This is a genomic window from Thalassospiraceae bacterium LMO-SO8 (assembly GCA_031655335.1).
In the GTDB taxonomy this organism is placed as follows: Bacteria; Pseudomonadota; Alphaproteobacteria; order Rhodospirillales; family Casp-alpha2; genus UBA1479.
This window is the reverse complement of sequence record CP134226.1, coordinates 436,363-461,992: the sequence shown is the minus strand read 5'-3', so window position 1 is coordinate 461,992 and position 25,630 is coordinate 436,363. Positions and strand designations below refer to the sequence as shown.

Here is a 25,630-nt window from a genome sequence, read left to right as displayed (position 1 = left end):
CCGGGATACCAAGCCGAAGGAACGTCAGTCCGTGTTTATGTTCACCAATAACAAGAAGTCGAAAATCACCGAGGCCTTGAGGGTCTGCAATGCCGTCGCCGACGGCGACTTCGAGGCCCGGATCATCGGCATCGATGATCGCGACGGCGAGATGGCCGAGCTTTGCCATGCCATCAACCGCCTGATCGACCGTACCGACGCCTATGTGCGGGAATCCACCGCGAGCCTGGAATACGTAAGTCAAAACAAATACTTCCGACGTATTCAGGAACGCGGCATGCTGGGCGCCTTCCGCACCGCATCCCAGGCCATCAACGCGGCCACGCAGTCGATGCAGGACCGCATCACCGCTTTCCGCGATGTGACGGACGCGTTCGAAAATCGCATGGGTGGGGTGACTCAGGCGGTGTCCGCCGCCGCGACGGAACTTGAATCCTCGGCCGGCGCCATGAACGTCACGGCGGTATCGACCAGTCAGCAGGCGGCATCCGCCGCCAGCGCCGCCGACCAGGCGACCGCCAATGCGCAGACGGTCGCCGCGGCGGCGGAGGAACTGTCGAGCTCGATCTCCGAAATCGGTCGTCAGGTCACGCATTCCACGTCGATTTCCCAATCGGCCGTGACCCACGCCCGCGAGGCCGACAAGCGCATCGAGAACCTGTCGCAGGGCTCGCAACGCATCGGCGAGGTGCTGGCGTTGATCGCCGACATCGCCAGCCAGACCAATCTTCTGGCCCTCAACGCGACCATCGAGGCGGCCCGCGCCGGCGAGGCCGGAAAGGGTTTCGCTGTGGTCGCCGGAGAGGTCAAGAACCTGGCCAACCAGACGGCCAAGGCCACGGATGACATCGCGGCGCAGGTTGAGAACATCCAGGCCGTGACCGCCGAAACGGTGACGGCGATCGCCCAGATCAGCACCACCATCGACGAGATGGAGGAAGCGGCCACGGCCATTTCCGCCGCCGTCGAAGAACAGGACGCGGCGACCCGGGACATTGCCGTGAATGTGGAACAGGCCGCCGCCGGCACGGCGGAGGTCACCCGCAACGTCACGTTGGTGACGGAGGGTGCCCAGGAAACCGGATCGGCCGCCCAGCAGGTGCTGGAGGCCTCGGGCGAACTGGCGCGGCAGTCGAATGTCCTGGAGAACGAAGTTCGGGGCTTTCTGGAACGTCTGCGCGCGGTTATCTAGCAGGGGCTATTCGGCGGCGTCTTCGTAGGCTTCCAGCGGCGGACAGGTGCAGACCACATGCCGGTCGCCGTAGACATTGTCGACGCGGCCGACGGGCGACCAGTACTTGCCGTGATAGAGCCCCGGCACGGGGAACGCCGCCTGTTCGCGGCTGTAGGCATGGGACCAGGAATCCGACGTCACCATGTCGACCGTATGGGGCGCGTTGACCAAGGGGTTGTCGTCGGCGGGCCACTCGCCGGCGCCGACCTTTTTCGCTTCCTCGGCGATGGCGATCATGGCGTCGACGAAACGGTCCAGTTCTTCCTTGGGTTCCGACTCCGTCGGCTCCACCATCAAGGTTCCGGCCACGGGCCAGGACATGGTGGGGGCGTGGAAGCCGTAATCGATCAGCCGCTTGGCGATGTCGTCCACGGTCACGCCGTGCTCGTCCTTCAGAGGCCGGGTGTCGATGATGCATTCATGGGCGACCAGGCCGTTCTTGCCGGTGTAGAGGCAGTCGTAATACCCGGCCAGACGCTTCGCCACATAGTTGGCGTTGAGGATCGCGACCTGGGTCGCGCGCATCAGCCCGTCGCCGCCCATCATGGCGATATAGGTCCAGGAGATCGGCAGGATCGATGCCGATCCCCAGGGGGCAGCCGACACCGCGCCCACGGATTCCGCGCCGCCCGCCGCCGGCACCACGGGGCTGCCCGGAAGGTACGGCGCCAGGTGCTTCTTGATGCCGATGGGGCCGACACCGGGGCCGCCGCCGCCGTGGGGGATGCAGAAGGTCTTGTGCAGGTTCATGTGCGCCACGTCCGGGCCGAAGGTACCCGGCCGGCACAGGCCGACCATGGCCTGCAAATTCGCGCCGTCCATGTAGACCTGGCCGCCGTTGGCGTGGATGACGTCGCAGATTTCCTCGATCGCTTCCTCGAACACGCCGTGGGTCGAGGGATAGGTGACCATCAATGCCGCCAGCGCGTCCTTATGCGCCTCGGCCTTGGCCTTAAGGTCGGTGACGTCGACGTTGCCGTCATCGTCGCAGGCGACCACCACCACCTTCATGCCCGCCATGACGGCGGAGGCCGGATTGGTGCCATGGGCGCTTGAGGGGATCAGGCAGACGTCGCGCGCATGATCGCCACGCGCCAGGTGATAGGCCCGGATGACCAAAAGGCCTGCGTATTCCCCCTGGCTGCCCGCGTTGGGTTGCAGGGACACGGCGTCGAAGCCCGTGATCTCGCACAGCATGCGTTCCAGGTCGTCGATCATTTCCTTGTAGCCCTGGACCTGATCGGCGGGGGCGAAGGGGTGGATCTGGCCGAACTCGGGCCAAGTGATGGGAATCATCTCGGCCGCCGCGTTCAGCTTCATGGTGCAGGATCCCAGCGGGATCATGGCCCGGTTCAACGCCAGGTCCTTGCCCTCCAGCTTGCGCAGGTAGCGCATCATGGCCGTTTCCGAGCGGTGGCCGTGGAACACGGGATGTGTCAGGAAATCCGTGGTGCGGACAAGGTCTTGGGGAATACCGCCGGGGGCGTCCAGGTCGATTTCGGCGTCCGCCACGCCGAAGGCGGCGAGCACTTCCTGGATGTCCGCCTCATCCGTCGTCTCATCCAGCGCCATGCCGACCCGGCCATCGCCGAAGTCGCGCAGGTTGATGGCCATGGCCCGCGCGGCCGCAATCACCATGTCGGCCTTGCCCTTGTCGCCCAGGTCGGCGGTCAGGGTGTCGAAGAAGGTGTCGTTGGCAAGCGTCACGCCGCCCGCCTTCAGTCCGGCCGCCAGGGCAGCCGTCAATTGATGGGTGCGTTTGGCGATGCGGGTCAGGCCTTCGGGCCCGTGATAGACCGCGTACATGCCGGCGATGTTGGCCAGCAGGACCTGCGCCGTGCAGATGTTGGACGTCGCCTTCTCGCGGCGGATGTGCTGTTCGCGGGTTTGCAGCGCCATGCGGTAGGCGGGCTTGCCCCGGGAATCGATGGACACCCCGATCAGCCGTCCCGGCAGGGTGCGTTTGAAGGCGTCCTTGGCCGCCATGAAGGCGGCGTGCGGACCGCCGAAGCCCATGGGCACGCCGAACCGCTGGGCCGAGCCGACGACGATGTCGGCGCCCCATTCGCCCGGCGGGGCCAGCAGCACCAGCGACAGCAGGTCCGCCGCCACGGTGACGAGCGCCCCCGCCGCATGGGCCTGTTCCGTGAGCGCGCGGAAATCGCGGACCGCCCCGTCCGTCGCCGGGTATTGCAGGACCACGCCGTAGACGCCGTCGCCCAGGCCGGTCAGGTCGGTGAACGGATCGCCGACCGTGACGGGAATGCCGAGCGGCGCGGCCCGCGTTTCGATCACCGCGATGGTCTGCGGATGGCAGCCGGCGTCGACGAACAGGGTCTCACCCTTGGCCTTGCCGACCCGGCGCATCAGGGTCATGGCCTCGGCCGCCGCCGTGCCTTCGTCCAATAGCGAGGCGTTGGCCAACTCCATCCCCGTCAGGTCGATAATGGTCTGCTGATAGTTCATCAGGGCTTCCATGCGGCCCTGGCTGATTTCCGCCTGATAAGGGGTATAGGCCGTGTACCAGCCCGGATTTTCCAGAACGTTGCGCAGGATCACCGGCGGCGTGATGCAGCCGGAATAGCCCATGCCGATCATGGTCTTGGCGATCACGTTCTTGTCGGCCATGGCGCGCAGGCGGGCCAACGCCTGGGCCTCGGACATGGGGGCCGCCGCATAGCCGCCGGGCTTCAGGATCGACGGCGGCACCGTTTTCGCGGTCAGGTCGTCCAGGGTGGCGAGCCCCAGGGTCTTGAGCATGTCGTCGATCTCGCCCGGGCGGGGCCCGATGTGACGGTCGGCGAAGCGGTCGCCCGATTGCGATGCGGCCATGTGTACGGTTCCTTACCTTGGTTCGGGGGTCAGTCCAGATCGACCAGCAGGGCGCGGTAGGCCGCGTCGTCCAGCATGTCGTCGATCTGCGACAGGTCGTCCGGCTTCATCTTAAAGAACCATCCGGCGCCTTCCGGATCGGAATTGACGAGCGACGGGTCGTCGGCCAGGGCCTGGTTGCCCTCGACGATCTCGCCGGTCAGGGGGGCGTAGACCTCGCTCGCCGCCTTGACGGATTCGACCACGGCGGCCTCGGCCCCGGCGTCGAACCGCGCACCGGCCTCGGGCACCTCGACGAACACGACGTCGCCCAGTTGTTCCTGGGCGTAATTGGTGATGCCGATGGTGGCGACGTCGCCGTCCAGACGGACCCATTCGTGGTCCTTGGTGTACTTCACGGTCATGCCGGTCTCCCTGCCTAGAGTGTTCGATGGTTGGTTGCTGTGTTGTTGGTGGGTCAGTCCTTGACGTAGTTCTGTTTGACGAAGGGCGGTTTGACGACCTCCGCCGGTTGCGCCTTGCCGCGCACCATCAGGTTGACCCGGGTGCCCGGCACCGCCAGTTCCGTGCGCAGGTATCCCATGGCGATGGGGCCATCGACGGTGGGGCCGAACCCGCCCGAGGTCACGGTTCCGGCGGCGGCGCCGTTCAGGTCCTGAATTTCCGTGCCGGCGCGGGCCGGGGCCCGGCCCTCCGGCACCAGGCCGACGCGCTTGCGCGCCGTGCCGTCCTTGATCTGGCCCAGGATCACGTCGGCCCCGGGAAAGCCGCCTTCGGCCCGCCGGCGTTTGCCGATGGTCCAGTTGAGGGCGGCCTCGATGGGCGTGGTGGTTTCGTCGATGTCGTTGCCATACAGGCAAAGCCCGGCCTCAAGCCGCAGCGAATCCCGCGCCCCCAGGCCGATCGGCATGACCTCATGTTCCGACAGCAGCAGACGGGCGAAGGCATCGGCATCCTTGTTGGGGATCGATATTTCGTATCCGTCCTCGCCGGTATAGCCCGACCGGGTGATGAAGCAGGGCACGTCGTTGATGCGGACGGCCTGTCCCGTCAGGAACACCATGTGGCGCACGGCCGGCGCATATCGGGCCAGGACCTCGGCCGCCTTGGGCCCCTGTAGGGCGAGCAGCGCATGGTCCTCGATGATTTCGAGCTTGGCGTCCGGTAGCTTGGCCTGGATGTGGGCGAAATCGGCGTCCTTGCAGGCGGCGTTGACCACGATATAGAGCGAATCGCCGCAATGGGTGACCATCAGGTCGTCGAGGATGCCGCCCGCGTCGTTGGTCAATAGGGTATAGCGCATGTTGCCCGCCCCCAGCCCGGCGATATCGCCCGGCACCAGGGTTTCCATGGCTTCCGCCGCTTTTGATCCCAGCAGCCGCGCCTGACCCATGTGGGAGACGTCGAACAGGCCCGCCTGGGAGCGCGTATGCAGATGTTCCTGCAACACGCCGGCCTTGTACTGTACGGGCATGGAATAGCCCGCGAAGGGCACCATCTTGGCGCCGTATTCGCGGTGAAGCGCATCCAACGGCGTGGTCTTCAGGGTTTTCGTGTCGTCGGCCAATGGAGCCTCCCCGGGCTTGGTCCTAAGGCGCCGTCCGAAAAGACGAGACGGCAGGGTTCAACGGCGTTCCCACGGCAAAACCACCGTTTGAACGCCCCCTCTGTCTCGGAACCTGAAAGATTGATCGGCGAGATCGCTGCCGCCGACTTACATCTTCGGTGGGGCACGGCCATATCGATCGGCCAGCCTGCCCACTTTCCAGAGCCTCATCCTGCTGCGGTCCGGGTGCCTGAGAGTTTCCGGGGCGGTTGCTCCTTCGGCGCCGGCCATATGCAGGCCGGACTCTCCCACAGCGATCAACTGAGGTTGTGCCCCCATTCTATCGACGGATGGGCCAAGGTCAACCGCGACCGCGGGGCAACCGACGGAAGCAGGCATGGAGAGGGGGGAGAAACGGCGCCTACAGCCGCGGGCGGCGGTCCCGGCGGTTCATTTCCAATTGTTCGCGAGTGATCACCAGACCGACCAGGATGCGGTAGTTCTTGCCCGTCTGGCCGGCCTGAATCGGCAGAATCAGGGGCACGGGGGCGCTTGCGATCTCGCGCCGGCTTTCGTTCTCGGCGAAGGTCAGGTTGATGGTGAAGGCCTCGCGGTACAGCACCTTGTTGGCGCGGTCGGTAACGGAAACGAAGAATTCGATGTCGGTCTTGCGGTCCTTGTTGGCGGGGCCGCGCACGGCCTCCATGTAGGTGGTGACGGCGACCTTCATGGTGCCCGCGTGGGTGCTGCGGTCAACGCTCGAATCGCAGACCAGGGAGACCCTGTTGACGATGATCTCGTTATCGATGTCGATCAGGTCGCGGCCCGGCCCCGGTTGGTAGGTCAGGCGCCGCGACGCGTCGGCCACGATATTCTGGGGCGGGCAGGCAAGCTGAACCTTGCCGGCAACGGTGTTCATCACGCTGTCACTCAGGCTGCTGCAACCGCCCAGGGCGAGGATGCTCAGCAGGGCCGCGACGGCGCCGATGGGGGGACGGGGGAACGCCACGGGCTAGGACCTGCCGCTTATGCCGCGGGCGGCGCGGGAACGGACAGGGGCGCATTGTGGCTCGGACATCGGGGGCTCCGTCTGATTGCTTGGTCGCGTGCCGACAGGTGGCCGGGGCGTGGGGGAATCTAATGGACCGGCGTCCAGGCGGCAAGCCCGCCCGCCCGGGCAGGGCGGGGTGCCGGGATCAGGGCGAGTCCTTGGACATTTCATCGGCCGTGGCGGCGGTTTTCGGCGTCACCAGATCGATCAGCGTCTGCGCCATCTTGGCCATGGCGCGGGCGCGGGCCCAGGCATTGTCGATCCTGCGGGCCTCGGCCATGGCGCGGTGGAAGGCGGCCCAGGCCAGATCGCCTTCACCGGCCCGCGCGTGCAGGGTGGCGACGTCGCCGTGGATCCAGACGCGGCTGATGACGCTGGGGATGGTGCCGGCGGCGGCGATGGCGCGGGCTTCGCTGGTTTGGGCGTCCTCGGGCGCCATGCCGGCGCGCCGTTGTTGGGCGGAAATTTCGAACAGAGCCTGGCCGCGCAGGCGCGGATCGTTGATGCCCTCTGCGGCGTCGCGGGCGCGGACGAAGCGCTCGGCCAGCACGCCGGGCGGCTGGTCCTTGATCCGCGCCATGTCGCTGAGGGCCAGCACCAGGCGGCTGACGGCATAGGAGCGGGCGAACGGCAGGCCGATCGCCTCGGCGTCGGCGAAGGCCTCGTCGATCACGGCGTCGGCGCCGGGGCGGTCGCCCGCCCGCGCCATGGCCACCGCGATCTCGCCCAGGACCAGCACGCGGTAGCGTTCGGCGTCGATGCCGTGTGCCAGATCCATGGCCTTGTCGAGCCGCGCCGCGCGGATCGCCGATTGCGCCGCGGCGATCATCACTGTTTCCTTGTCGGAGGGTTGATCCACAGCGTCGACCACGACAAGGGCGTCGTCCAGCCGGTCGAGATCGGCGAGCGCGCCAGCGACCTGGCGCCAGGCCGCGACCTTCTGGTGCGGCGGCACCTTGTCGGTGACGGTGGCGCGCGCCAGATGCAAGGCCGCGTCGGCGGCATCCCGGTCGCCGGCCCGGTACAGCGTCACCGCGGCACGGGTGGCGAAGGTCACCTGGTCGGACGGTGTCTTGAGATGGCGGGCCATGCTGTAGAGCAGCCCTGCCGTGTCCTGGGCGGCCTTGAAGTACCCGTGCCGGGCCTGGGTGTCGGCGATCACCGCCAGGGCCTCGATCTGGGTCCGCGATTCGGGAATGATCTCGGCGGCGGCCAGGGCTTCTTCCTCGCGGCCGGCGCGGGCCTGGGCCTGGGCGATGTCGCGCAGCGCGACCATGATCAGGCGCGGATCCTGGATGCGCCGGGTGGTTTCCATGGCCTGCGTCATCAGGCCGGCGCGGGCCTGGGCCGCGAGAATTTCGCCGAGCGCCCAATCGCGCAGGTCGCGTTTGGTCACGGCCTTGGCGCTTTCGAAGGCTTCGGCCAACAGACAGCGCACGGTCGGCTTGTCGAAACAGGGGGTCGGGTCCCGGGCCGCGTCGGCGGGCGGGACGGCGCCGTCCTCGATCAGGTCGCGGGTCGCCGGATGGGCCATCAGCGCCTTGCGGGCGTCGTCCATGGCCTTGCGGCGGGTGTTGTCCAGGTCCCGCAGCAGACGGCTGACGCGCAGGCTGCGCTCCAGATGGTCGCGCAGCGCGTCGGTGATGCGGCCGGTGACCTTGAGGCCCGCCTGCTGCTGGTACAGGCGGATCGCCGCTGTCAGATTCTGGTTCAGCTTGCCGTCGATGAACCCGGCATAAAGGCCCAGGGTGGCCAATGCCGTCTGCACCTGACGCACGGCGGCGATGTCCGGGGATTCGGTTTCACCGCCCAGGGCAGGCCGGTCGGGGGCCTCGCGGGCGGCTTGCGCGGGCCAGGCGGCTGCGGCCAGGACCACGCTCGCGAGAATCGCCGCTCCGATGATTGGCCGTGTTCGATACATGGCGGTCCGTTTAACCGTTGCGGTTGGCGCGATGCCAGCGGGCTGCTGGCGCCCTCTCGGGAATTGCTGTTTTATGGGCCCGCACCCAACAGACCGAACGCCGACGCGTTCGCGGCCCGAAGCCCGAAGATATTACCGCCATGGCTGTCTACACGGAAGTCTCTGACGAGGACCTGGTCGAATTTATGGCCGCCTACGACCTGGGCGACGTCGTCGCCTTCAAGGGCATCGCCGAAGGCATCGAGAATTCCAACTTCCTTCTGACCATGTCGTCGGGGGCTTTTATCCTGACGCTCTACGAAAAACGGGTCGATCCTCGTGACCTGCCGTTCTTCCTCGGTCTGCTCGACCACCTGGCCGCCGGCGGGGTGGCCTGCCCGCTGCCCGTGCGGGCGCGGGACGGGGCGGCGCTGCGCGTCCTGTGCGGCCGACCGGCGGCGATCGTCACCTTCCTGCCCGGAATGTGGCCACGGCGGGTGACGCCCGATCATTGCGCCGGTGTCGGCCGGGCATTGGCGCAGATGCATCTGGCGGGCGCGGATTTCCAGGACACGCGGGAAAACGCGCTCGGCGTCGATGCCTGGCGGCCGCTTCTGAAAAGTGCGGGGGGCGGGGTCGATACCGTGCAGATGGGCCTGGGGGACAAGCTCAACCGCGATCTCGACGCCATCGAGGCCGCCTGGCCCCGGGACCTGCCGCGCGGCATCATCCATGCCGACCTGTTTCCGGACAACGTGTTCTTTCGCGGACATCAACTGACCGGGCTGATCGATTTCTATTTCGCCTGCCGGGATTTCCTGGTCTACGACTTGGCGATCTGCCTCAACGCCTGGTGTTTCGAGGCAGATTACAGCTTCAACGTGACCAAGGCGCGACGGCTGGTCATGGAATACGCGCGGACCCGGCCGCTGGGCGCGGACGAGGTCCGGGCCCTGCCGCTGCTGGCCCGGGGCGCGGCCATGCGGTTCCTGGTGACCCGCCTGTACGACTGGCTGAACACCCCGCCGGGGGCCCTGGTGACGCCGAAGGACCCCCTGGAATACGTGGCCAAGCTGCGCTTTCACGAACGGGTGGCGAGCGCCGCCGAATATGGATTGGATGTGGACTGAACAGATGACGGCATCGGACGAAGTGATCGAAATCTTCACCGACGGGGCGTGCTCGGGCAATCCCGGGCCCGGCGGCTGGGGCGTGCTGATGCGCTGGCGCGACCACGAAAAGGAACTGTTCGGGGGCGAGGCGCAAAGCACCAACAACCGCATGGAGCTGATGGCCGCGATCCAGGGGATCGAAGCCGTGTCCCGCCCGGCCCGCATCCGTCTGGTCACCGACAGCACCTATGTGAAGGACGGCATCACCAAGTGGATTCACGGCTGGAAGCGCAACGGCTGGAAGACGGCGGCCAAGAAACCCGTGAAGAACGAGGACCTGTGGCGCCGGCTGGACGCCGCCCTGGCGTCCCACGACGTCGACTGGCAATGGGTCAAGGGCCACGCCGGCCATGCCGAGAACGAGCGGGCGGACGAACTGGCGCGGCGCGGCATCACGGAAATCGCGGGCCGGGCCGGCTAGGCCCCGTCGTCCACCACTTTTCCCTTATATCCGACGGCTTATTGCGGCCTGCTATGTTGCAGTGCATTATACGCCTGCCGGACGCGCCTTCTGCGCGCGGGAAAGGACACCATTCATGCTTTACTACATGCACGAAATGCAGCGTCTTGCGATGGCCCCCTCGCGGGCCGTGGCGGACGCGCTTAAATTCGCCGCCAACAACCCCATGAACGCCTTCAGCCACACCCCCGTCGGCAAGGCCATGGGCTCCGCCGCCGAAATCTATTCGCGGATGACCAACAAGTACGGCAAGCCCGATTGGGGCATCGACCATACGGTGATCGACGGCAAGAAAGTGCCGGTCGAGATCGAGGTGACGATCCACCGCACCTATTGCGATCTGGTCCATTTCAAGCGCAAGACCGACCGTAACGACCCCAAGGTTCTGATCGCGGCCCCCCTGTCGGGGCATTTCGCGACCCTGTTGCGCGGCACGGTCGAGGCCATGTTGCCCGATCATGACGTCTACATCACCGACTGGATCGATTGCCGCAACGTGCCGGTCATGGCCGACATGTTCAACCTGAACGACTACATCGATTACATCATCGATTTCCTGCACTTCCTGGGCCCCAATTGCCACGTCATCGCCGTGTGCCAGCCCAGCGTGCCGGTGATGGCGGCGGTGTCCGTCATGTCCGGCTGGCAGGATATCTGCGCGCCCGCCACCATGACCCTGATGGGCGGGCCGGTGGACACGCGCGTCGGCAAGACCGCGGTCAACAAGCTGGCCAAGGAAAACGACAGGAAGTGGTTCGAAAAACACGTCATCACCACCGTGCCGCCGCCATATCCGGGGGCGTTCCGCCGTGTGCTGCCGGGCTTCGTGCAGTTGTCGAACTTCATTTCCATGAACCTTGAACGCCATATGCTGTCCATGAACGAACTGTTCGACCATCTGGTCGAAGGCGACGGCGAGGCGGCGGACAAGAAAACCGCATTCTACGAGGAATACCTCGCGGTCATGGACCTGCCGGCGGAATATTTCCTACAGACGCTGGAGGTCGTGTTCCAGGAACACGCCCTGCCCAAGGGCGAAATGATGTTCCGTTGGCAGAATGTCGACCCGGGCAAGATCACGGAAACGGCGATTCTCTGTGTCGAGGGCGAACTGGACGACATTTCCGGCGTCGGCCAGACCAAGGCGGCGCTCGACATCACGCCGAACCTGGCGGCCGCGAAGAAGAAATATCACCTGGAAAAGGGCGTCGGCCATTACGGCGTGTTCAACGGCCGCAAATGGCGCGAGAACATCGCGCCCACGGTGAAGGACTTCATGCGCACCCACGCCAAGGCCTAAGCGCCCCGGCGGGCTAATATCTCGGCGACCAGGGCGGCCGGGCCTTCCAAGGTCCGCCCGGGGGCATGGACCAGCACCATCCGCCGGAAGGCCTCGGGTTCCGACAGTCTACGGGTGACCAGCACCCGGTCCGCCGCCGTCGGCGCCGCCAGTTCCGGCAGCACGGCGATCCCCATGCCCGCCGCGACCAGGGCCGCGACCGCTTCGGGCCGGGACATCTCCTGCACGGGGCGGACGCTGACCCCCTGGTTCCGCAGAACGGCGTCGATCAGCGCGCGGCTGCCCGTGCGGGCATCCAGCATCACCATGTCCTGGCCGTCCAGGTCCCGCCATGTCGGGGCGCGTTTGCGCGCCAGGGGATGGCCCTGGGGGCAGATCAGGCAGAAAACATCGTTGCCCAGCGGCGTCGCGGCCAGCATGGCAAGGTCCTGCCGCCCTTCGTTGAGCACGCCCAAGTCGGCGCGGCCGTCCAACACCGCCGCCGCCACGTCCTCGGCCGCCATTTCCTCGATGCGCAGGTCGATTTCCGGATAACGGCCGCGGCATTCCGCGCAGCAGGGCGGCAGCAGCCGCGTGACCGCCGTCGGCACGGCGGCGATGCGGACCCGTCCGCGCCGACGTTCGGCGGTGCCGCGGGCATTTTCCAGGGCGTTGGCCAGATCATTCAGCAATCCGCCGACGCGGGCCGCCAGGTCGCGTCCGGCTTCCGTGGGGCGGACATTGCGGGTGTCGCGCTCGAACAGGGGCAGGCCCAGTTCGGCCTCCAGATGGCGGACGCTGGTGCTGACGGCGGACTGGGTCATGCCCAGATCCTGGGCGGCGCGGGTAAAGCTGCCGTGGCGTGCGACGGCGGTCAGGACCTGCAATTGGCGGAGTGTGAAATTCATAAATTAAATAGATGAATAGTTATAATTTATGAATTTGATTTCAGCAATGGCAAGGCAGACCATGGGCGCAGATCAACAAAAACCAGACCCGAACCCCGGAGGCCCCCCATGTCAGCCCAAACCTCATCCATGAATGCCCCGAAAGGGGCGCCGGTCCGCATCCTCGGCCGCGCCAATTCCTTCAACGTGCGCAAGATCCTCTGGGTCTGCGACGAGATGGACATGCCGTATGAGCGCGAGGATTACGGCCGCGGCTTCCGCGCCTGCACGGAACCGGAATTCCTCGCCCTCAACCCGGTCGCCCAGGTGCCGGTGGTGCTCGACGGCGGGGCGGTGATGCGGGAATCCAATTCCATCATCCGCTATCTGGCGGCCAAGGCGGGGCGGGACGACCTGTACCCCGCCGATCTGGTCAAGCGTCAGCAGATCGAACAGTGGATGGACTGGATCGCCTACGACCTGACCCATGCGCTGCGCGGCGCCTTCCTGGGCGGGGTGTTGAAGGAAGCGCCCTGGAACAACGACTGGTTCGTCAACCAGGGCCGCAAGGACCTGATCCACGACATGCAGATCGTCGAGGCCCATCTGGCGGCAAACGGCCCCTATATCACGGGCAAGACCTTCACCCTGGCCGACATTCCCATGGGTCTGGTGGTCAACCGCTGGTTCAAGATCGATGGATTCGAGAAGCCGGAGACCCCGGCGCTTGCGGCCTATTACGAGTTGCTGAGTCAGCGCCCGGCCTATCTCGCCCATGGCCGCAACGGCCTGCCCTGAGGCCGGCCGGATTCCCACCGAAGCCGCAAAATACGGTCGGAATCTGTAATTCGGGATGCTACAGTTTTGTTACGGTTTTGTTACATTCATAGCAGAACCGTCCTGCCCGCAATGAACGGCGCAGGGGCGCAAAAACTGGAAGATCGTCGATCTTCACGTCTCGGAGGACACCAAGAGAATGAAACGCAAGGATTTCCTGCGTGCGGTTTCCGGCGCGCTCGCCGTGCTGGCCGTATCGGCATTACCGGCATTCGCCGCTGATCTGGAAGGCAAGCTGGTGATCGTCACGTCGTATCCGCCGGATACCACGGTGACGGTCAAGAAGGCGTTCGAGGCCGCGCATCCCGGCGTCGAAGTGGAGATGCTGAAGAAAAAGACCACAGCCGGCATCAAGTTCCTTCAGGAAACGGCCAAGAACAACAAGGCCGACATGTTCTGGGCCTCGGCGCCCGACGCCTTCGAGGTGTTGAAGGGCGACGGCCTGCTGGCCAAGTACGACGTCAAGGTAAAGGGCATCCCGGAAAAGGTCGGCGCCTTTCCGATTAACGACCCGGACGGCTATTACAAGGGCTTCGCCGCGTCCGGCTACGGCATCATGTGGAACACCCGCTACCTGAAGGCCAAGAACCTGCCGGTGCCCAAGACCTGGGCCGAGTTGGCGGATCCCATCTACTTCGGTCATGTCGGCATGAGCGCCCCGTCGCGTTCCGGCACCACGCATCTGACCTTGGAAACGATCCTTCAGGGCATGGGCTGGGAAAAGGGCTGGGCCTTGATGAAGGCCATTTCCGGCAACTTCAAGACCGTCACCGAACGCAGCTTCGGCGTGCCCGACGGCGTCAACTCCGGCCAATTCGGGCTTGGTATCGTGATCGACTTCTTCGGTTTGTCGTCGCAGGCGTCGGGTTTCCCGGTCGAATTCCTGTACCCGCCGATCACCACCCTGGTGCCGGCCAACATCGCGATCGTGAAGAACGCGCCGCACCCCAAGGCGGCGGCGGCCTTCATTGAATTTCTGCTCTCGGCCAAGGGCCAGGAAGTGTTGCTGGATCCGAAAATTCGCCGCCTTCCGGTCAATCCCGAGACCTACGCCAAGGCGCCCGCCGGGTTCCCCAACCCGTTCAAGGACACCTCCCTCGGCGCGGCCGTCAAGTTCGACCTGGACAAGTCCAAGGGCCGTTACAACGTGGTCAATTCCCTGTTCGACGTGCTGGTGACCTATCGCCTGGACGACCTGCAGGGGGCGGTGAAGGCGATCCACGACGCCAAGGCGAAGGCCAAGGGCAAATCCAACGCCGACGCGGCCAAGCTGATCGCCGAAGCCGAGACCCTGGTCGCCAAGATGCCGATCACCGAGGCCGAGGCCGGCAAGAAGGAGTTCAACGCGATCTTCAAGAAGAAGCGCAAGGACGCCAAGACAAAGGTCACCGGCCGTCAGGCCGAGATCGAGCAGCAGTGGGATGACGAGGTCAAGGCGAACTACGCCAAGGCCAAGGAACTGGCGGAAAAAGCCGCCTCCATGCTGTAGGCCCATCGAACATCGGGCGCCCGGTCCGGTCGCGGGCCGGGCGCCTGTGTTTTCCATTCGCGCCTTTCCCAATACCGACCGGGGGATGTCTTGATCACCGTATCGCGCAGCCATTGGGGCCCCGCCGCCGTCGCCCTGTCCCTTGCATTGTTCCTGATCGTGTTCTTGGTCGTGCCGGTGGCCAAGGTCATCTACGTGGCGTTCCAGGACCCCAACACGGGTGCCTTGACGCTGATCAACTTCATCGACTTCTTCAACACCTCACTGTTTCAGGAATCCTTCTTCAATTCCTTCTACGTGGCGTCCATGTCCGTGGTCCTGGCGTCGGTGTTCGCCCTGCCGCTGGCCTATTTCACGACACGGTTCAATTTCGGCGGATCGATCCTGATCCAGACGCTCGGCGTCATTCCCTTGATCATGCCGCCCTTCGTGGGGGCCGTGGCCATGGTGTTGCTGTTCGGGCAGAACGGTTCGATCAACCTGCTGCTCGATCAATACCTCGGCTTCACCATTCCCTTCATGGAGGGGCTGAACGGCGTGATCTTCGTCGAAAGCGTCCATTATTTTCCCTTCATCCTGATCAATCTGTCGGCGGCCTTGAACAACATCGACCGATCCATGGAGGAAGCGGCGCAGAACCTGGGGGCCAGCCGCGGCCGGCTGTTCCGGCGCATCGTGTTTCCGCTCGCCATGCCGGGCTATGTGGCCGGAGCGTCCCTGGTGTTTCTCAAGGTGTTCGACGACCTGGGCACGCCGCTGCTGCTCAACATCAACAACATGCTGGCGCCGCAGGCGTACCTGCGCATCTCGTCCATCGGCATCAACGATCCCATGGGCTACGTGATTTCGGTGATCCTGGTGGCGTTTTCCCTGCTCGCGCTGTGGACCTCGTTCCTGGCATTGCGCGGCAAGGATTACGCGACCGTGCAGAAGGGCGGCGGCGGGCTCATGAAGCGCGATCTGGCGGGCTGGGAAAAGGCCGGCTGCTATACCGTGGTGATCCTGATCCTGCTGCTGGTGCTGTCGCCGCATATCGCGCTGACGCTGCTCAGCTTCGGGACCGTGTGGTCGTTCAGCCCGCTGCCCGACGCCTATACGGCGCAGCATTATGTCGACGTGGTCTCGACCTCCTCGGTCTACATCACCAACACGTTGCTGTACGCCGGGCTGGCCGCCGGGATCGACGTGGTGTTCGGCACCGCCATCGCCTATGTGGTGTGGCGCACCGGCCTGCCCGGGCGCAAGCTGCTGGACTACATGGCCATGGGGGCCGTGGCCATTCCCGGCGTGGTGTTGGGCATCGGCTATTTGCGCACCTTCTATCAGTTCGATGTGCCGTTCATCGACAAGCCCCTGGCGTCCTGGTGGGTGATCATCGTCATCGCGCTGGCCATTCGGCGCCTGCCTTATGCCTTGCGCGCCTGTGTCGCGGCCTTGCAGCAGGTCAGCGTGATGCTGGAGGAAGCGGCCGAGAACCTGGGGGCGACGAAAAGCCGCACCGTGCGCCGCGTCGTCGTGCCGCTGATGATGGGCGGCATCGTCGCCGGCTTCGTGACCAGTTTCGCCACCGCCTCGGTCGAACTGTCGGCGACGATCATGCTGGTGTCCCAGGAATCGGACGCGCCGCTTGCCTACGGCATCTATGAATTCATGCAGTCCGCGTCCGGGCGCGGGCCGGGGGCGGCGCTGGGCATGATCGCCGTGCTCATCATCGGGATCGCGACCTATCTGTCGCACCGCATCATCGATAAGAAGGAAAGCGAACGGGCGCCCCGGCAGGCGGCGGCCCCGCAAGAAAAAGTCCAGGGAGCATAATCATGGCACTGAACCAAACCAGCGGCGTCACGGTCACCGTCGACAATCTCAGCCTGTCCTTCGGCAAGACCGAAGTGTTGAAGGGCGTGAACCTGGAGATCAAGCCGGGCGAGCTGTTCACCTTCCTGGGCCCGTCGGGGTCGGGAAAATCGACCCTGCTGCGCTCCATCGCCGGGTTCGGGCCGCGTCCGGGCGGACGCATCCTGATCGACGGCGACGACATCGCCGGCCTGGCGCCCTGGGACCGCAACGTCGGCATGGTGTTCCAGTCCTATGCCCTGTGGCCGCACATGACCGTGCGCAAGAACGTCGCTTTCGGGCTGGAGGAACGCAAGGTTCCGGCGCGCGAGATCGCCGAGCGGGTCGAGGCGGCGTTGGATCTGGTCGGGCTTGCCGCCTACGGTGACCGCCGGCCGTCGCAATTGTCCGGCGGACAGCAACAGCGGGTCGCCCTGGCGCGGACCATCGTGGTCGAGCCGCGGGTGCTGCTGCTGGACGAGCCGCTGTCCAACCTGGACGCCAACCTGCGGGTGCAGATGCGCCGCGAAATCCACGAACTTCAGCGCAAATTGAACCTGACCACCATCTTCGTGACCCACGACCAGGAAGAGGCCAACACCATTTCCGACCGCATGGCCGTGCTTGATCAGGGCGTGATCCAGCAGACGGGGACGCCGCTGGACCTTTACGACAATCCGGCCAACCGCTTCGTGGCCAGCTTCCTGGGCACGGCCAATCTGCTGGAAGGCCGGATCGAGGCCGGGGACGGCGGGCTTTGGTTTGCCGCGGACGCGGGGCCGCGTCTGCCGCTTGCGCCGGGCGCCGGGGCGGCCGGTGACCGAGTGGCCGCGATGATGCGGCCGCAGAACCTGACGATCACGGATGCGGACGGCGCGCTCGGCGAGGCCGCGGCGGTGTTGGAGGGTACGGTGGAGATGCTGGAGTTTCTCGGCACCATCGTGCGTTACGCGGTGCGGGTCGGCGGGGCGTCGATGCTGGTCGACGAGACCCATCGCGTGGGCCGGGCCGTCCATGCCGTCGGCGACAATGTGCGCCTGGGCGTCGAGGCCGCCGATATCCGGCTGTTGCCGGCGTAAGCAAACAGCCCCCGGGGGTGCTTTCCGCACCCTCCGGGGGCTGTGCTTTCATTACAGGCTGGCGAGGACGCTTTCGGCGCTGGTCTTCTCGAAGGCGCCGGCGGCGTCGATCTCGATCGATTTCACCGTGCCGTTGTCGACGACCATGGCGAAGCGCTGGCAGCGCAGGCCGAGGCCGCGCGCGTTCAGGTCGAGTTCCAGGCCGGCGGCCTTGGTGAACTCAGCCGAGCCGTCGCCGACCAGCAGAACCTTATCGTCGGCACCCTGGTCCTTGGCCCAGGCACCCATGACGAAGGCGTCGTTCACGGACATGCAGACGATCTGGTCGATGCCCTTGGCCTTGAATTCGTCGGCCTTGGCGATGAAGCCCGGCAGGTGCTTGGCCGAACAGGTCGGCGTGAAGGCGCCGGGCACGCCGAAGATGGCGACCTTCTTGCCGTTGAAGATGTCGTCCGTCGAAATCGCGGCCGGGCCTTCGCCGGTCATCTGGTACAGCGTCGCCGCCGGAATCTTGTCACCAACACCAATCGTCATTGGAATTTCCCCTGAATCTGGATTTTCAAACCTGGCCGGGGGCGGCGGTAGACAGGTGCCGCCCGGGCCGTTCATGCCAGCATGAGATAGTGGATTTCGGCGAAGAGTCCATGAAAAACAGCCCCGCCGGCGGCGGCCGGGCTAGTTTTTCGCGATCACCACGTTGCCCGCGCGGGAGACGGCCTCGGTCACCGCGTTTTCCGTCAGCAGTTCGGGCAGCGGGATGCCGTCCGGGGCCTGCGGCCCGTAGACGGCGTTGAACGGAATGCCGTAGCGCCCGAATTTGGCCAGGTAGGCGGCGATCACCGGATCGGGGCGGGTCCAGTCGGCGATCATGGCGACGATGCGTCCGTCGACGATGGCCTTGCGCACCACGCCCTGGTTGAGGACCAGGCGCTTGTTGACCTGACAGGTGATGCACCAGTCGGCGGTGACGTCGACCAGAACGGTCTTGCCCTCGGCCACCAAACGGGCGATCCGCGCCTCGTCGAACGGCTGCCAGTACAGGCGGGCATCCGCGTCCTTGGCGCCGCGCAGGTTCGTCTCGCCGGCGGTCCGGGGGGGCGCGTCGCCCACGGTCGGCAGCACGGCGGCGGCCAGCACCATGGCGACGCCAAGCGCGATGGGGGCCCCCGGCACCAAGGCACGGGCCGGTTTCACGCCGCGCCCGGACAGCCACAGGACAAGGCCCAGGACGGCCAGCCCGGCGGCCAGCCCGGCCGTGGCGGTCGCCCCCAGGATGCCCATGACGACCCACAGCAGCCAGCCCGCCGTGGCCAGCAGGGCCAGGCCCATGATCTGGCGCAGGCGGATCATCCAAGGGCCCGGGCGGGGCAGGCGGGTGGCGGCGGCGGGCACGGCCGCGATGGCGAGGTACGGCAGGGCGAGGCCCAGCGCCAATCCGGCGAAGATGGCATAGATTTCCAGCGCCCCCCGGGCCAGGGCGAAGCCCACGGCGGTGCCCAGGAAGGGCGCGGAGCAAGGCGTCGCCAGCAGGGTCGCCAAGGCGCCCTGAAGGAAATGACCCATGGGGCCGGTGTGGTGACCGGGATCCACGGCATGGGCGCCCAGGTCGCCGATGGTTTCGGGCAGGGCGATCTCGAACAGTCCGAACAGGTTGCAGGCGAACACGAAGACGATCACCGCCATGGCGGCGAGGAACCAAGGTTGCTGGAACTGAATGCCCCAGCCGATGGTCATGCCGGCGGCCTTCAACGCCACCAGCCCGGAGGCCAGCACCATGAAGGCGGCGAGAATGCCCAGCGCCGAGGCGATGAATCCGCGGCGGACCTGCCCCGTGTCGCCGCCGCCGTGGCCCATGACGCCCAGAACCTTGATCGACAGCACGGGCAGCACGCAGGGCATCAGGTTGAGAATCAGCCCGCCCAGCACGGCCAGGGCGATGAACAGCAGCAGGTTGGGCTGCCGCGCCGGGGTTGTTTCCGCGATGCTCAAGGCCGGGGCGTCGGCGGGCGGCGCCAGGTCGCCGGGCGTCAGCATCAACTGCCGTTCGGCACTGCGCGCGCCGTCGACCAGGGTCGCGGTCAGGGTCTCCTTGGCCAACCGCTGCGGCCCGCCGTTCAGGTCCTTGACCCCGTAGACGGTGACGTCCAGGCGCGCCTCGCGCCCGTTGTCGGAAAAGGTCACATGGGGCTTGGAGTAGGCCAGGACCTCGGGGCCCTCCAGGTAGATATCCGGGGCCGAGAACGGCATTTCCGATTTCGCCCGCACGCTGATCAGCATTTCGCCCTTGGCGGTGTCGCCGGGGCTCAACGCCGCCGCGTCGGCCAGCATCAGCCCATGCCCGGTGCCGTCGCCCGGCACGGTGGCGGCGTGGCGGCTGATCAGATGGGCGAATTCGCTGGGCTCGGCCGCCCCCGCCGGCAGGGTCAGGCTCAGGTCGGCCGTGTAGGGAATGCAGATGTCGTCGCAGGTCAGGTAGGGGATCGTGGCCTTGACCATGAGGGGCTTGCCCGGTTCCGCCGGCACGGCGTCGATGGGGAACACGACCTCTTTCTTGTAACCGAGGGTTTCCAGGCCCAGCACGCTGAACCGTTCCGGCGCGGGCCAAAGAACCTTGGCTGACTCCAGGTTGTCCGAACCGTCCCAGTTGGGGCGGGGCGGGATACCGGCGTCGCCGGGCGACCGCCAATAGATCTTCCATCCCGGCTGCATATGGAATTCCAGGCCCAGACGCAGCATCGCGGCCGACCCCGTGCCGGTCACGGCGGCGATCAGGCGGGCCTTGGTCTGCTCCGTTTCATGCCAGGCGGATTGCGCCGTGCCAGCAGCCTGCGCGGCGGTCGCGGAGACCAGCAACAAGGCGGCCGCGATCAGGGCGGTTGGGCGGACGGCGCGAAAAAGGGTTGCAGCGGTCATGAGGCGATTCTTGTTTTCCGGCGGGGCGGTATGGTTTTTACGGTGCCCATATTATGGCACGGCGCCAGCGGACACAGCCAATAAATGGCGCGTGATTACGGCGGTTTCCGGGCAGTGCACGATGTTTTTTCGCAGGGGTGTGCTTGCGGGGCAGGGGGCACGACGCCATAATTATCAGGCGCGGTTGTGCTATAAACTGGTGAAACTGGACGGATATTCGAGGCTCATCCCATGCCCCGGACCCTAGACGACGAAGCCTATCTGGCCGGGCATCTGCTGATTGCCATGCCCAACATGCCGGATGAGCGGTTTTCCAAGACGGTGATCTACATGTGCGCCCACAATGCCGATGGCGCGATGGGGCTGGTCGTCAACAAACCTCTGGAAACGCTCAGCTTCCCCGATCTTCTGGAACAGCTGGACATCGTGCCGACCGGGCGCAGCCAGCCCATCAACGTGCATTTCGGCGGCCCGGTTGAATCGGGCCGGGGCTTTGTTCTGCACACCCCGGACTATGTCCAGGAAGCAACCATGGTCGTCGACGAGCAGATCGCCCTGACCGCCACGGTCGATATCCTTCAGGCCATCGCCGACGGCATCGGCCCCCGGCAATCCCTGCTGGCGCTTGGCTATGCCGGATGGGGGCCGGGGCAACTGGATTCGGAAATCAAGGCCAACGGCTGGCTGCATGTGGCGGCCGATCCCGCCCTTGTGTTCGGCGGCGGCATGGACGACAAGTGGGAACAGGCGATGCTCAAGATCGGCGTCGATCCGCGCATGCTGTCGGACGAAGCCGGCCACGCCTGAACGCCGCCAACCACGCCGGAACCGTTGATATGAGCCGCCCCTCCAAACGCAAGCCCGCGGACGACCTGCGCCGTCTTCTTCTGGACCGCATGGAAGCCTGCCCAACCGCCGAGGCCCTGAACGACCGGGTCATCCTGCCCTTCATCCAGGCGCTGGAGGATGTTTGCGGGGCGCGCGGCTATGTCCTGAACATCTACGGCGAACAGGCCAACCTGACGTTCACCGGCGACGAGGACGTGGCCGAGGAAATCTACGCGCTGATCGAAAATTATCTGGACAGCCGTGCGGGCGAGTCCGCCGACGGCGAATGATCCGGGCGGATTACATACGCCTGTAGGCCGAATTCAGTTGAAAACCGGAGATCAAGGCCGCACCGTGGACGTTGATTCCGCCGACGGCGGGTATCCGGATGCCGAAAAAAGGCGGAGCAGGCATTCAGGGGGAGCCAGAGCATAGGGGAAGGGCCCGGCGCCATGCTGATCCCGCATGACGACTTCAAGGTCTCCCGGATCATCAAATCCGATTTCATGGATGTTGAGGGTCTGGAGGTGCCCGGCTTGCTCAAGGCTCATGAATACTGGGACAAGGTGCGGGCCGGCAGGGTCGGTCCGCCGCGCCGTGACTTTCGCCTGGAAGCCCTGCCGGCGGAGGTCATTCCCTGCATGGTGATGGTCGATTTCATTGGCCCGCCGCTCGATTTCTATTACCGCTTTTTCGGCACTCGCATGGTCGAGATCGCCGGTCAGGAATTGACCGGGCGGCGTTATTACGCGGACAAGATCACGGGCTATGGCTTCGTCAATGCGGAGATATTTCCGATCATGATCGAGAAGCGCGTGCCCATCTGTTCGCGGACGCAATGGATCACGGTTCGGGGGGTGGAGATGATCACGACCACCGTGCGTCTGCCGTTGTCGGAAGACGGCGAAACCATCACCGGCGGTGTCACGGCGAACAGTTTTCAGACAGGCCACATTTAGGGCGGGCAGCCGTCCTGCGGTGGAAACACGTTGAATTTCAGGACCGGGCGTCCCACGATATTGCGTGACGGGGCAACGGCGCCTGCGGCAGGTGATACAACCCTAGGTTCCCCCAAGCATGTTCGAATCCATCCGGGACCAACGCGTCGCCTATATCGTCGATAAGGAAATCCTGGACCTATCCGGTATGGATGACCCCGGACATATCGCCGCCTTTGAATATTGGGGCAGGGTCCGCCGCGACCGCGTCGGACCGTCGGTTGGCGAATTTCGGTTGGAGGCCTTGCCGCCGGCGATCATCCCGAGCATTGCCGTGATTGATTTTCTGGGGCCGCCCATGGATTTCCGCTACCGCTTTTTCGGCACCCACATGGTCGAGGTCGCGGGTCAGGAACTGACCGGAAAGTGCTATTTCGCCGACAACATCAAGGGGTTCGGATTCGTCAACGCGGAAGTGTTCCCGGTGATGATCGAACGGCGCGAACCGATCTATTCGCGCACCCGCTGGATATCGGTGAAGGACCTGACGTTCACCACGACATCCATCCGCCTGCCCCTGTCCGAGGACGGCGCAACCATTACCGGCGGCGTGGTGGTCGACCGCTTCACCCCCGGTCACGGGGCATGAGCGGGATACGGCGAATCAGGCGCTGAGCCGGGCCGCGAAGGCGTCGCCGGCTTCCAGGTTGGCGAGTGGCCCGATGGCCGACAGGGTCGGTTTGGTGCGGAACAGGCGTTCGGCCACGCGCACGACGTCGCCCGCCGTGACGGCATCGACCTTGGCGACGATTTCCTCGGCCGGGACCGGGCGGCCGTAGATCAGCATCTGGCGCGCCAGTTGTTCGCAGCGCGACGACGTGCTTTCCAGGGACATCAGGATCGACGCCTTCAACTGGGCGCGGGCGCGGGCGACCTCGTCCTCGTCGACGGACATCCGCACCTTGTTCAGTTCGTCCGCGATCAGCGGCATCAGTTCGGTGACCTCGTCCGATCCCGTGCCGGCATAGACGCCGAACAGGCCGCCGTCCGCATAGGCGGACTGATAACTGTAGATCGAATAGACCAGACCGCGCTTTTCGCGGATCTCTTGGAACAGGCGCGACGACATGCCGCCGCCGAGCAGCGCCGACAGCACGGAGGCCGCGTAGTAATCGTCGTCGTCGTAGGCCAGGCCTTCGAAGCCTAAGGTGATGTGGACCTGTTCCAGGTCACGGTCGACCCGCACGTCGCCGCCGCCGTAACGCGCGGCTTCGCGCGCCGCCGGTGCCCCCGCGGGCAGGTCCTTGAAGGTGGTGCGCACCATGTCGACCACGCGGTCGTGGTCGAGGGCCCCCGCCGCCGACACGACGCTGACCGGGGCCGCGTAATGGGCGGTCATGTAGTCGAGGACCGCGTCGCGGGACATCGCCTCGATCAGGGCTTCCGAGCCCAGGACAGATCGCCCCAGCGCCTGATCGGGAAAGGCGACGGCCTGGAAGTTTTCGAACACGATATCGTCGGGCGTGTCGTGAAGCTGGTGGATTTCCTGAATCACGACATGGCGTTCGCGTTCCAACTCGTCCGCGTCCAGGGTCGCGTGCTGCACCAGGTCGGAAATCACGTCCATGGCCAGGCCCAGGTCTTCCTTCAGCATCTTGGCGTAATAGGCCGTGTGCTCGCGGGACGTATAGGCGTTCATATGCCCGCCGACGGCTTCGATCTCCTCGGCGATGGCGCGGGCACTGCGCGTCTCCGTGCCCTTGAACACCATGTGTTCCAGCAGGTGGGACACGCCGTTCACGGCCGCCGGTTCGTGCCGGGCGCCGACGCCGACCCAGGCGCCGACGGACACGGTTTCGACCCGGTCCATGCGTTCGGTGACGACGCGAAGGCCGTTTTCAAGGTCGGTGATCTGTACTGACACTCAGGATTCCCTTACGCGAGGGTTGTTTCGATGGCGTGTTTCAACTGGTCTAGATCGTTGGCCAGGCTTTGGCAACGCTTCGGCCGGTCCAATAAATCCGCCAGGCGCGCGGGCAAGGCCGGGCGCAGGCCCGTGGCGTCCTCGACCGCGTCGGGGAATTTCGCGGGATGGGCGGTCGCCAGGATCACCATGGGCGTGCCGTCCGGCGCGGGGTTTTCCCGCGCCGCACCCACGCCGATGGCCGAATGGGGGTCAATCAGTTCGCCCGTCGCGCCGTGAACCTGTTTGATGATTTCCTTGGTGCCGGCGTCATCGAACCGCGCGCCCGCGAACACCTTGCGGGCACGGGCCAACTGGTCGGCGGATACTTCGAACCGGCCGGTCTTGCGGAAATCGGTCAGCACCCGGGCGCAGGTGGCGCCGTCGCGGTCGACCAGGTCGAACAGCAGGCGTTCGAAATTGCTGGAGACCTGGATGTCCATGGACGGGCTGGTGGTCGGCACCACGCCCGCCATCTCCATGGCGCCGGAGGCGAAGAAGCGGGCCAGGATGTCGTTGGCGTTGGAGCCGACGATCAGTTTCGCGACCGGCAGGCCCATCTGCATCGCGCCATAGCCCGCGAACACGTTGCCGAAGTTGCCCGTGGGCACGGAGAATGCGATCGGCTTGTCGGGTGCCCCCAGCTTCACGGCGGCCCAGAAGTAATAGACGATCTGCGCCATCACCCGGGCCCAGTTGATGGAGTTCACGGCCGACAGGTTGAAGCGGTCGCGGAAGGCCTGATCGTTGAACAGATCCTTCACCCGGTCCTGGCAGTCGTCGAAGGTGCCTTCGATGGCGATGTTGTGGACGTTGGCCGACAGCACCGACGTCATCTGCGCTTCCTGCACCGGGCTGACCCGGCCGCGGGGATGCAGCATGAAGATGTCGATGGCTTCCTTGTCGCGGCAGGCCTCGATCGCCGCCGATCCCGTATCGCCAGAGGTCGCGCCCACGATGGTGATGCGTTCGCCGCGTTTCTTCAGCACGTAGTCGAAGAACCGGCCCAGCACCTGCATGGCCACGTCCTTGAACGCCAGGGTCGGGCCATGGAACAGCTCCAGCAGGTATTCGCCCCCTTGTCCTTCACCTTCGCCGATTTTCTTCAAGGGCAGCACGTCCGGCGCGTCGAAGGTGGCGTAGGCGTCCTCGATCAGCGCCTTCAGGTCGGCCGCCGGAATGGCGTCGCCGATGAAGGGCGCCATGATCTTCTGCGCCAGGGCCGGATAGGACAGGTCCTTCATGGCGCGGATGTCGTCGGCGGAAAACCGCGGCCAGGTCTCGGGCACGTAAAGGCCGCCGTCGCGCGCGAGACCGGCCAGCAGGACGTCCTCGAAACCAAGCGCCGGGGCCTGGCCCCGCGTGGAGATGTATCTGGGCTGTGTCATG

At 65.6% G+C, this 25,630-nt stretch carries 22 protein-coding genes and 2 riboswitches; of the genes, 12 read left to right on the top strand and 10 right to left on the bottom strand.

The window, feature by feature from the left end; translation table 11 throughout:
• Positions 1 to 37: 37 nt before the first annotated feature.
• On the top strand, positions 38 to 1,192 hold the full coding sequence (locus tag RJ527_02175; protein ID WND76561.1) for a methyl-accepting chemotaxis protein: 1,155 nt from the start codon (positions 38 to 40) through the stop codon (positions 1,190 to 1,192).
• Between the two features lie 6 nt (positions 1,193 to 1,198).
• Here RJ527_02175 and gcvP read toward each other — a convergent pair whose 3' ends face one another.
• The 5 genes from gcvP to RJ527_02150 form a co-directional block, all read right to left on the bottom strand.
• Positions 1,199 to 4,066, bottom strand: a complete 2,868-nt coding sequence (gene gcvP, locus RJ527_02170; protein ID WND76560.1) for an aminomethyl-transferring glycine dehydrogenase — start codon at positions 4,064 to 4,066, stop codon at positions 1,199 to 1,201.
• 29 nt (positions 4,067 to 4,095) lie between these two features.
• Positions 4,096 to 4,470 carry a glycine cleavage system protein GcvH gene (gene gcvH, locus RJ527_02165; protein ID WND76559.1) on the bottom strand — a complete coding sequence of 125 codons (375 nt, stop codon included), beginning with the start codon at positions 4,468 to 4,470 and terminating at the stop codon, positions 4,096 to 4,098.
• Between the two features lie 53 nt (positions 4,471 to 4,523).
• Positions 4,524 to 5,633 (bottom strand): glycine cleavage system aminomethyltransferase GcvT, encoded by a 1,110-nt coding sequence (gene gcvT / locus RJ527_02160; GenBank protein ID WND76558.1) that lies wholly within the window; start codon positions 5,631 to 5,633, stop codon positions 4,524 to 4,526.
• Positions 5,634 to 5,731: 98 nt separating this feature from the next.
• Positions 5,732 to 5,837: riboswitch (glycine riboswitch) on the bottom strand.
• A gap of 3 nt (positions 5,838 to 5,840) precedes the next feature.
• A riboswitch (glycine riboswitch) is annotated at positions 5,841 to 5,933 on the bottom strand.
• A gap of 100 nt (positions 5,934 to 6,033) precedes the next feature.
• Positions 6,034 to 6,621 carry a hypothetical protein gene (locus tag RJ527_02155; protein WND76557.1) on the bottom strand — a complete coding sequence of 196 codons (588 nt, stop codon included), beginning with the start codon at positions 6,619 to 6,621 and terminating at the stop codon, positions 6,034 to 6,036.
• Positions 6,622 to 6,808: 187 nt separating this feature from the next.
• Positions 6,809 to 8,539: a peptidoglycan-binding domain-containing protein gene (locus RJ527_02150; GenBank protein ID WND76556.1), complete on the bottom strand. Its 1,731-nt coding sequence runs from the start codon at positions 8,537 to 8,539 to the stop codon at positions 6,809 to 6,811.
• 185 nt (positions 8,540 to 8,724) lie between these two features.
• On the opposite strand from RJ527_02150, the gene RJ527_02145 reads away from it, so the two are divergent.
• From RJ527_02145 to phaZ, 3 genes are all read left to right on the top strand, one after another.
• Positions 8,725 to 9,693, top strand: a complete 969-nt coding sequence (locus RJ527_02145; protein ID WND76555.1) for a homoserine kinase — start codon at positions 8,725 to 8,727, stop codon at positions 9,691 to 9,693.
• Between the two features lie 4 nt (positions 9,694 to 9,697).
• A complete protein-coding gene (gene rnhA, locus RJ527_02140; protein WND76554.1) occupies positions 9,698 to 10,156 on the top strand; it encodes a ribonuclease HI in 459 nt (152 codons plus the stop codon).
• A gap of 115 nt (positions 10,157 to 10,271) precedes the next feature.
• Entirely contained in the window at positions 10,272 to 11,495 is a 1,224-nt protein-coding gene (phaZ, locus tag RJ527_02135; GenBank protein ID WND76553.1) for a polyhydroxyalkanoate depolymerase, read from the top strand.
• Here phaZ and RJ527_02130 read toward each other — a convergent pair.
• Positions 11,492 to 12,382 carry a LysR family transcriptional regulator gene (locus tag RJ527_02130; GenBank protein WND76552.1) on the bottom strand — a complete coding sequence of 297 codons (891 nt, stop codon included), beginning with the start codon at positions 12,380 to 12,382 and terminating at the stop codon, positions 11,492 to 11,494. The two genes, phaZ and RJ527_02130, sit on opposite strands and share 4 nt — an antisense overlap.
• 108 nt (positions 12,383 to 12,490) lie before the next feature.
• On the opposite strand from RJ527_02130, the gene RJ527_02125 reads away from it, so the two are divergent.
• From RJ527_02125 to RJ527_02110, 4 genes are all read left to right on the top strand, one after another.
• Positions 12,491 to 13,159: a glutathione S-transferase family protein gene (locus RJ527_02125; protein ID WND76551.1), complete on the top strand. Its 669-nt coding sequence runs from the start codon at positions 12,491 to 12,493 to the stop codon at positions 13,157 to 13,159.
• Positions 13,160 to 13,337: 178 nt separating this feature from the next.
• Positions 13,338 to 14,687 (top strand): extracellular solute-binding protein, encoded by a 1,350-nt coding sequence (locus tag RJ527_02120; protein WND76550.1) that lies wholly within the window; start codon positions 13,338 to 13,340, stop codon positions 14,685 to 14,687.
• A 90-nt stretch (positions 14,688 to 14,777) separates the two neighbouring features.
• The gene (locus RJ527_02115; protein WND76549.1) at positions 14,778 to 16,502 is read left to right on the top strand and encodes an iron ABC transporter permease; all 1,725 of its coding nucleotides are present in this window, start codon (positions 14,778 to 14,780) and stop codon (positions 16,500 to 16,502) included.
• Positions 16,503 to 16,504: 2 nt separating this feature from the next.
• A complete protein-coding gene (locus RJ527_02110) occupies positions 16,505 to 17,599 on the top strand; it encodes an ABC transporter ATP-binding protein (GenBank protein ID WND76548.1) in 1,095 nt (364 codons plus the stop codon).
• A 51-nt stretch (positions 17,600 to 17,650) separates the two neighbouring features.
• Here RJ527_02110 and RJ527_02105 read toward each other — a convergent pair whose 3' ends face one another.
• Both RJ527_02105 and RJ527_02100 read right to left on the bottom strand, forming a co-directional pair.
• Positions 17,651 to 18,133 (bottom strand): peroxiredoxin, encoded by a 483-nt coding sequence (locus tag RJ527_02105; protein WND76547.1) that lies wholly within the window; start codon positions 18,131 to 18,133, stop codon positions 17,651 to 17,653.
• A gap of 141 nt (positions 18,134 to 18,274) precedes the next feature.
• Positions 18,275 to 20,512, bottom strand: a complete 2,238-nt coding sequence (locus RJ527_02100; GenBank protein WND76546.1) for a protein-disulfide reductase DsbD family protein — start codon at positions 20,510 to 20,512, stop codon at positions 18,275 to 18,277.
• Positions 20,513 to 20,743: 231 nt separating this feature from the next.
• Here RJ527_02100 and RJ527_02095 point away from each other — a divergent pair, with 231 nt between their 5' ends.
• From RJ527_02095 to RJ527_02080, 4 genes are all read left to right on the top strand, one after another.
• Positions 20,744 to 21,319 (top strand): YqgE/AlgH family protein, encoded by a 576-nt coding sequence (locus RJ527_02095; GenBank protein ID WND76545.1) that lies wholly within the window; start codon positions 20,744 to 20,746, stop codon positions 21,317 to 21,319.
• A 29-nt stretch (positions 21,320 to 21,348) separates the two neighbouring features.
• A complete protein-coding gene (locus RJ527_02090; GenBank protein ID WND76544.1) occupies positions 21,349 to 21,630 on the top strand; it encodes a hypothetical protein in 282 nt (93 codons plus the stop codon).
• Between the two features lie 162 nt (positions 21,631 to 21,792).
• The gene (locus tag RJ527_02085) at positions 21,793 to 22,299 is read left to right on the top strand and encodes a PAS domain-containing protein (protein WND76543.1); all 507 of its coding nucleotides are present in this window, start codon (positions 21,793 to 21,795) and stop codon (positions 22,297 to 22,299) included.
• A 118-nt stretch (positions 22,300 to 22,417) separates the two neighbouring features.
• Positions 22,418 to 22,927 carry a hypothetical protein gene (locus RJ527_02080; protein WND76542.1) on the top strand — a complete coding sequence of 170 codons (510 nt, stop codon included), beginning with the start codon at positions 22,418 to 22,420 and terminating at the stop codon, positions 22,925 to 22,927.
• Positions 22,928 to 22,942: 15 nt separating this feature from the next.
• Here RJ527_02080 and RJ527_02075 read toward each other — a convergent pair whose 3' ends face one another.
• On the bottom strand, positions 22,943 to 24,202 hold the full coding sequence (locus RJ527_02075) for a pitrilysin family protein (protein WND76541.1): 1,260 nt from the start codon (positions 24,200 to 24,202) through the stop codon (positions 22,943 to 22,945).
• A gap of 11 nt (positions 24,203 to 24,213) precedes the next feature.
• Positions 24,214 to 25,629 (bottom strand): threonine synthase, encoded by a 1,416-nt coding sequence (thrC, locus tag RJ527_02070; GenBank protein ID WND76540.1) that lies wholly within the window; start codon positions 25,627 to 25,629, stop codon positions 24,214 to 24,216.
• Position 25,630 lies beyond the last annotated feature (1 nt).

Bases quoted from the DNA above. Each gene is read 5' to 3' on its own strand.
- RJ527_02090 (WND76544.1), top strand. From the start codon at position 21,349: ATGAGCCGCCCCTCCAAACGCAAGCCCGCGGACGACCTGCGCCGTCTT.
- RJ527_02095 (WND76545.1), top strand. From the start codon at position 20,744: ATGCCCCGGACCCTAGACGACGAAGCCTATCTGGCCGGGCATCTGCTG.
- RJ527_02110 (WND76548.1), top strand. From the start codon at position 16,505: ATGGCACTGAACCAAACCAGCGGCGTCACGGTCACCGTCGACAATCTC.
- RJ527_02085 (WND76543.1), top strand. From the start codon at position 21,793: ATGCTGATCCCGCATGACGACTTCAAGGTCTCCCGGATCATCAAATCC.
- phaZ (WND76553.1), top strand. From the start codon at position 10,272: ATGCTTTACTACATGCACGAAATGCAGCGTCTTGCGATGGCCCCCTCG.
- gcvH (WND76559.1), bottom strand. From the start codon at position 4,470: ATGACCGTGAAGTACACCAAGGACCACGAATGGGTCCGTCTGGACGGC.
- rnhA (WND76554.1), top strand. From the start codon at position 9,698: ATGACGGCATCGGACGAAGTGATCGAAATCTTCACCGACGGGGCGTGC.
- thrC (WND76540.1), bottom strand. From the start codon at position 25,629: ATGACACAGCCCAGATACATCTCCACGCGGGGCCAGGCCCCGGCGCTT.
- gcvP (WND76560.1), bottom strand. From the start codon at position 4,066: ATGGCCGCATCGCAATCGGGCGACCGCTTCGCCGACCGTCACATCGGG.
- RJ527_02100 (WND76546.1), bottom strand. From the start codon at position 20,512: ATGACCGCTGCAACCCTTTTTCGCGCCGTCCGCCCAACCGCCCTGATC.
- RJ527_02130 (WND76552.1), bottom strand. From the start codon at position 12,382: ATGAATTTCACACTCCGCCAATTGCAGGTCCTGACCGCCGTCGCACGC.
- RJ527_02125 (WND76551.1), top strand. From the start codon at position 12,491: ATGTCAGCCCAAACCTCATCCATGAATGCCCCGAAAGGGGCGCCGGTC.
- RJ527_02105 (WND76547.1), bottom strand. From the start codon at position 18,133: ATGACGATTGGTGTTGGTGACAAGATTCCGGCGGCGACGCTGTACCAG.
- RJ527_02145 (WND76555.1), top strand. From the start codon at position 8,725: ATGGCTGTCTACACGGAAGTCTCTGACGAGGACCTGGTCGAATTTATG.
- RJ527_02120 (WND76550.1), top strand. From the start codon at position 13,338: ATGAAACGCAAGGATTTCCTGCGTGCGGTTTCCGGCGCGCTCGCCGTG.
- RJ527_02175 (WND76561.1), top strand. From the start codon at position 38: ATGTTCACCAATAACAAGAAGTCGAAAATCACCGAGGCCTTGAGGGTC.
- RJ527_02080 (WND76542.1), top strand. From the start codon at position 22,418: ATGTTCGAATCCATCCGGGACCAACGCGTCGCCTATATCGTCGATAAG.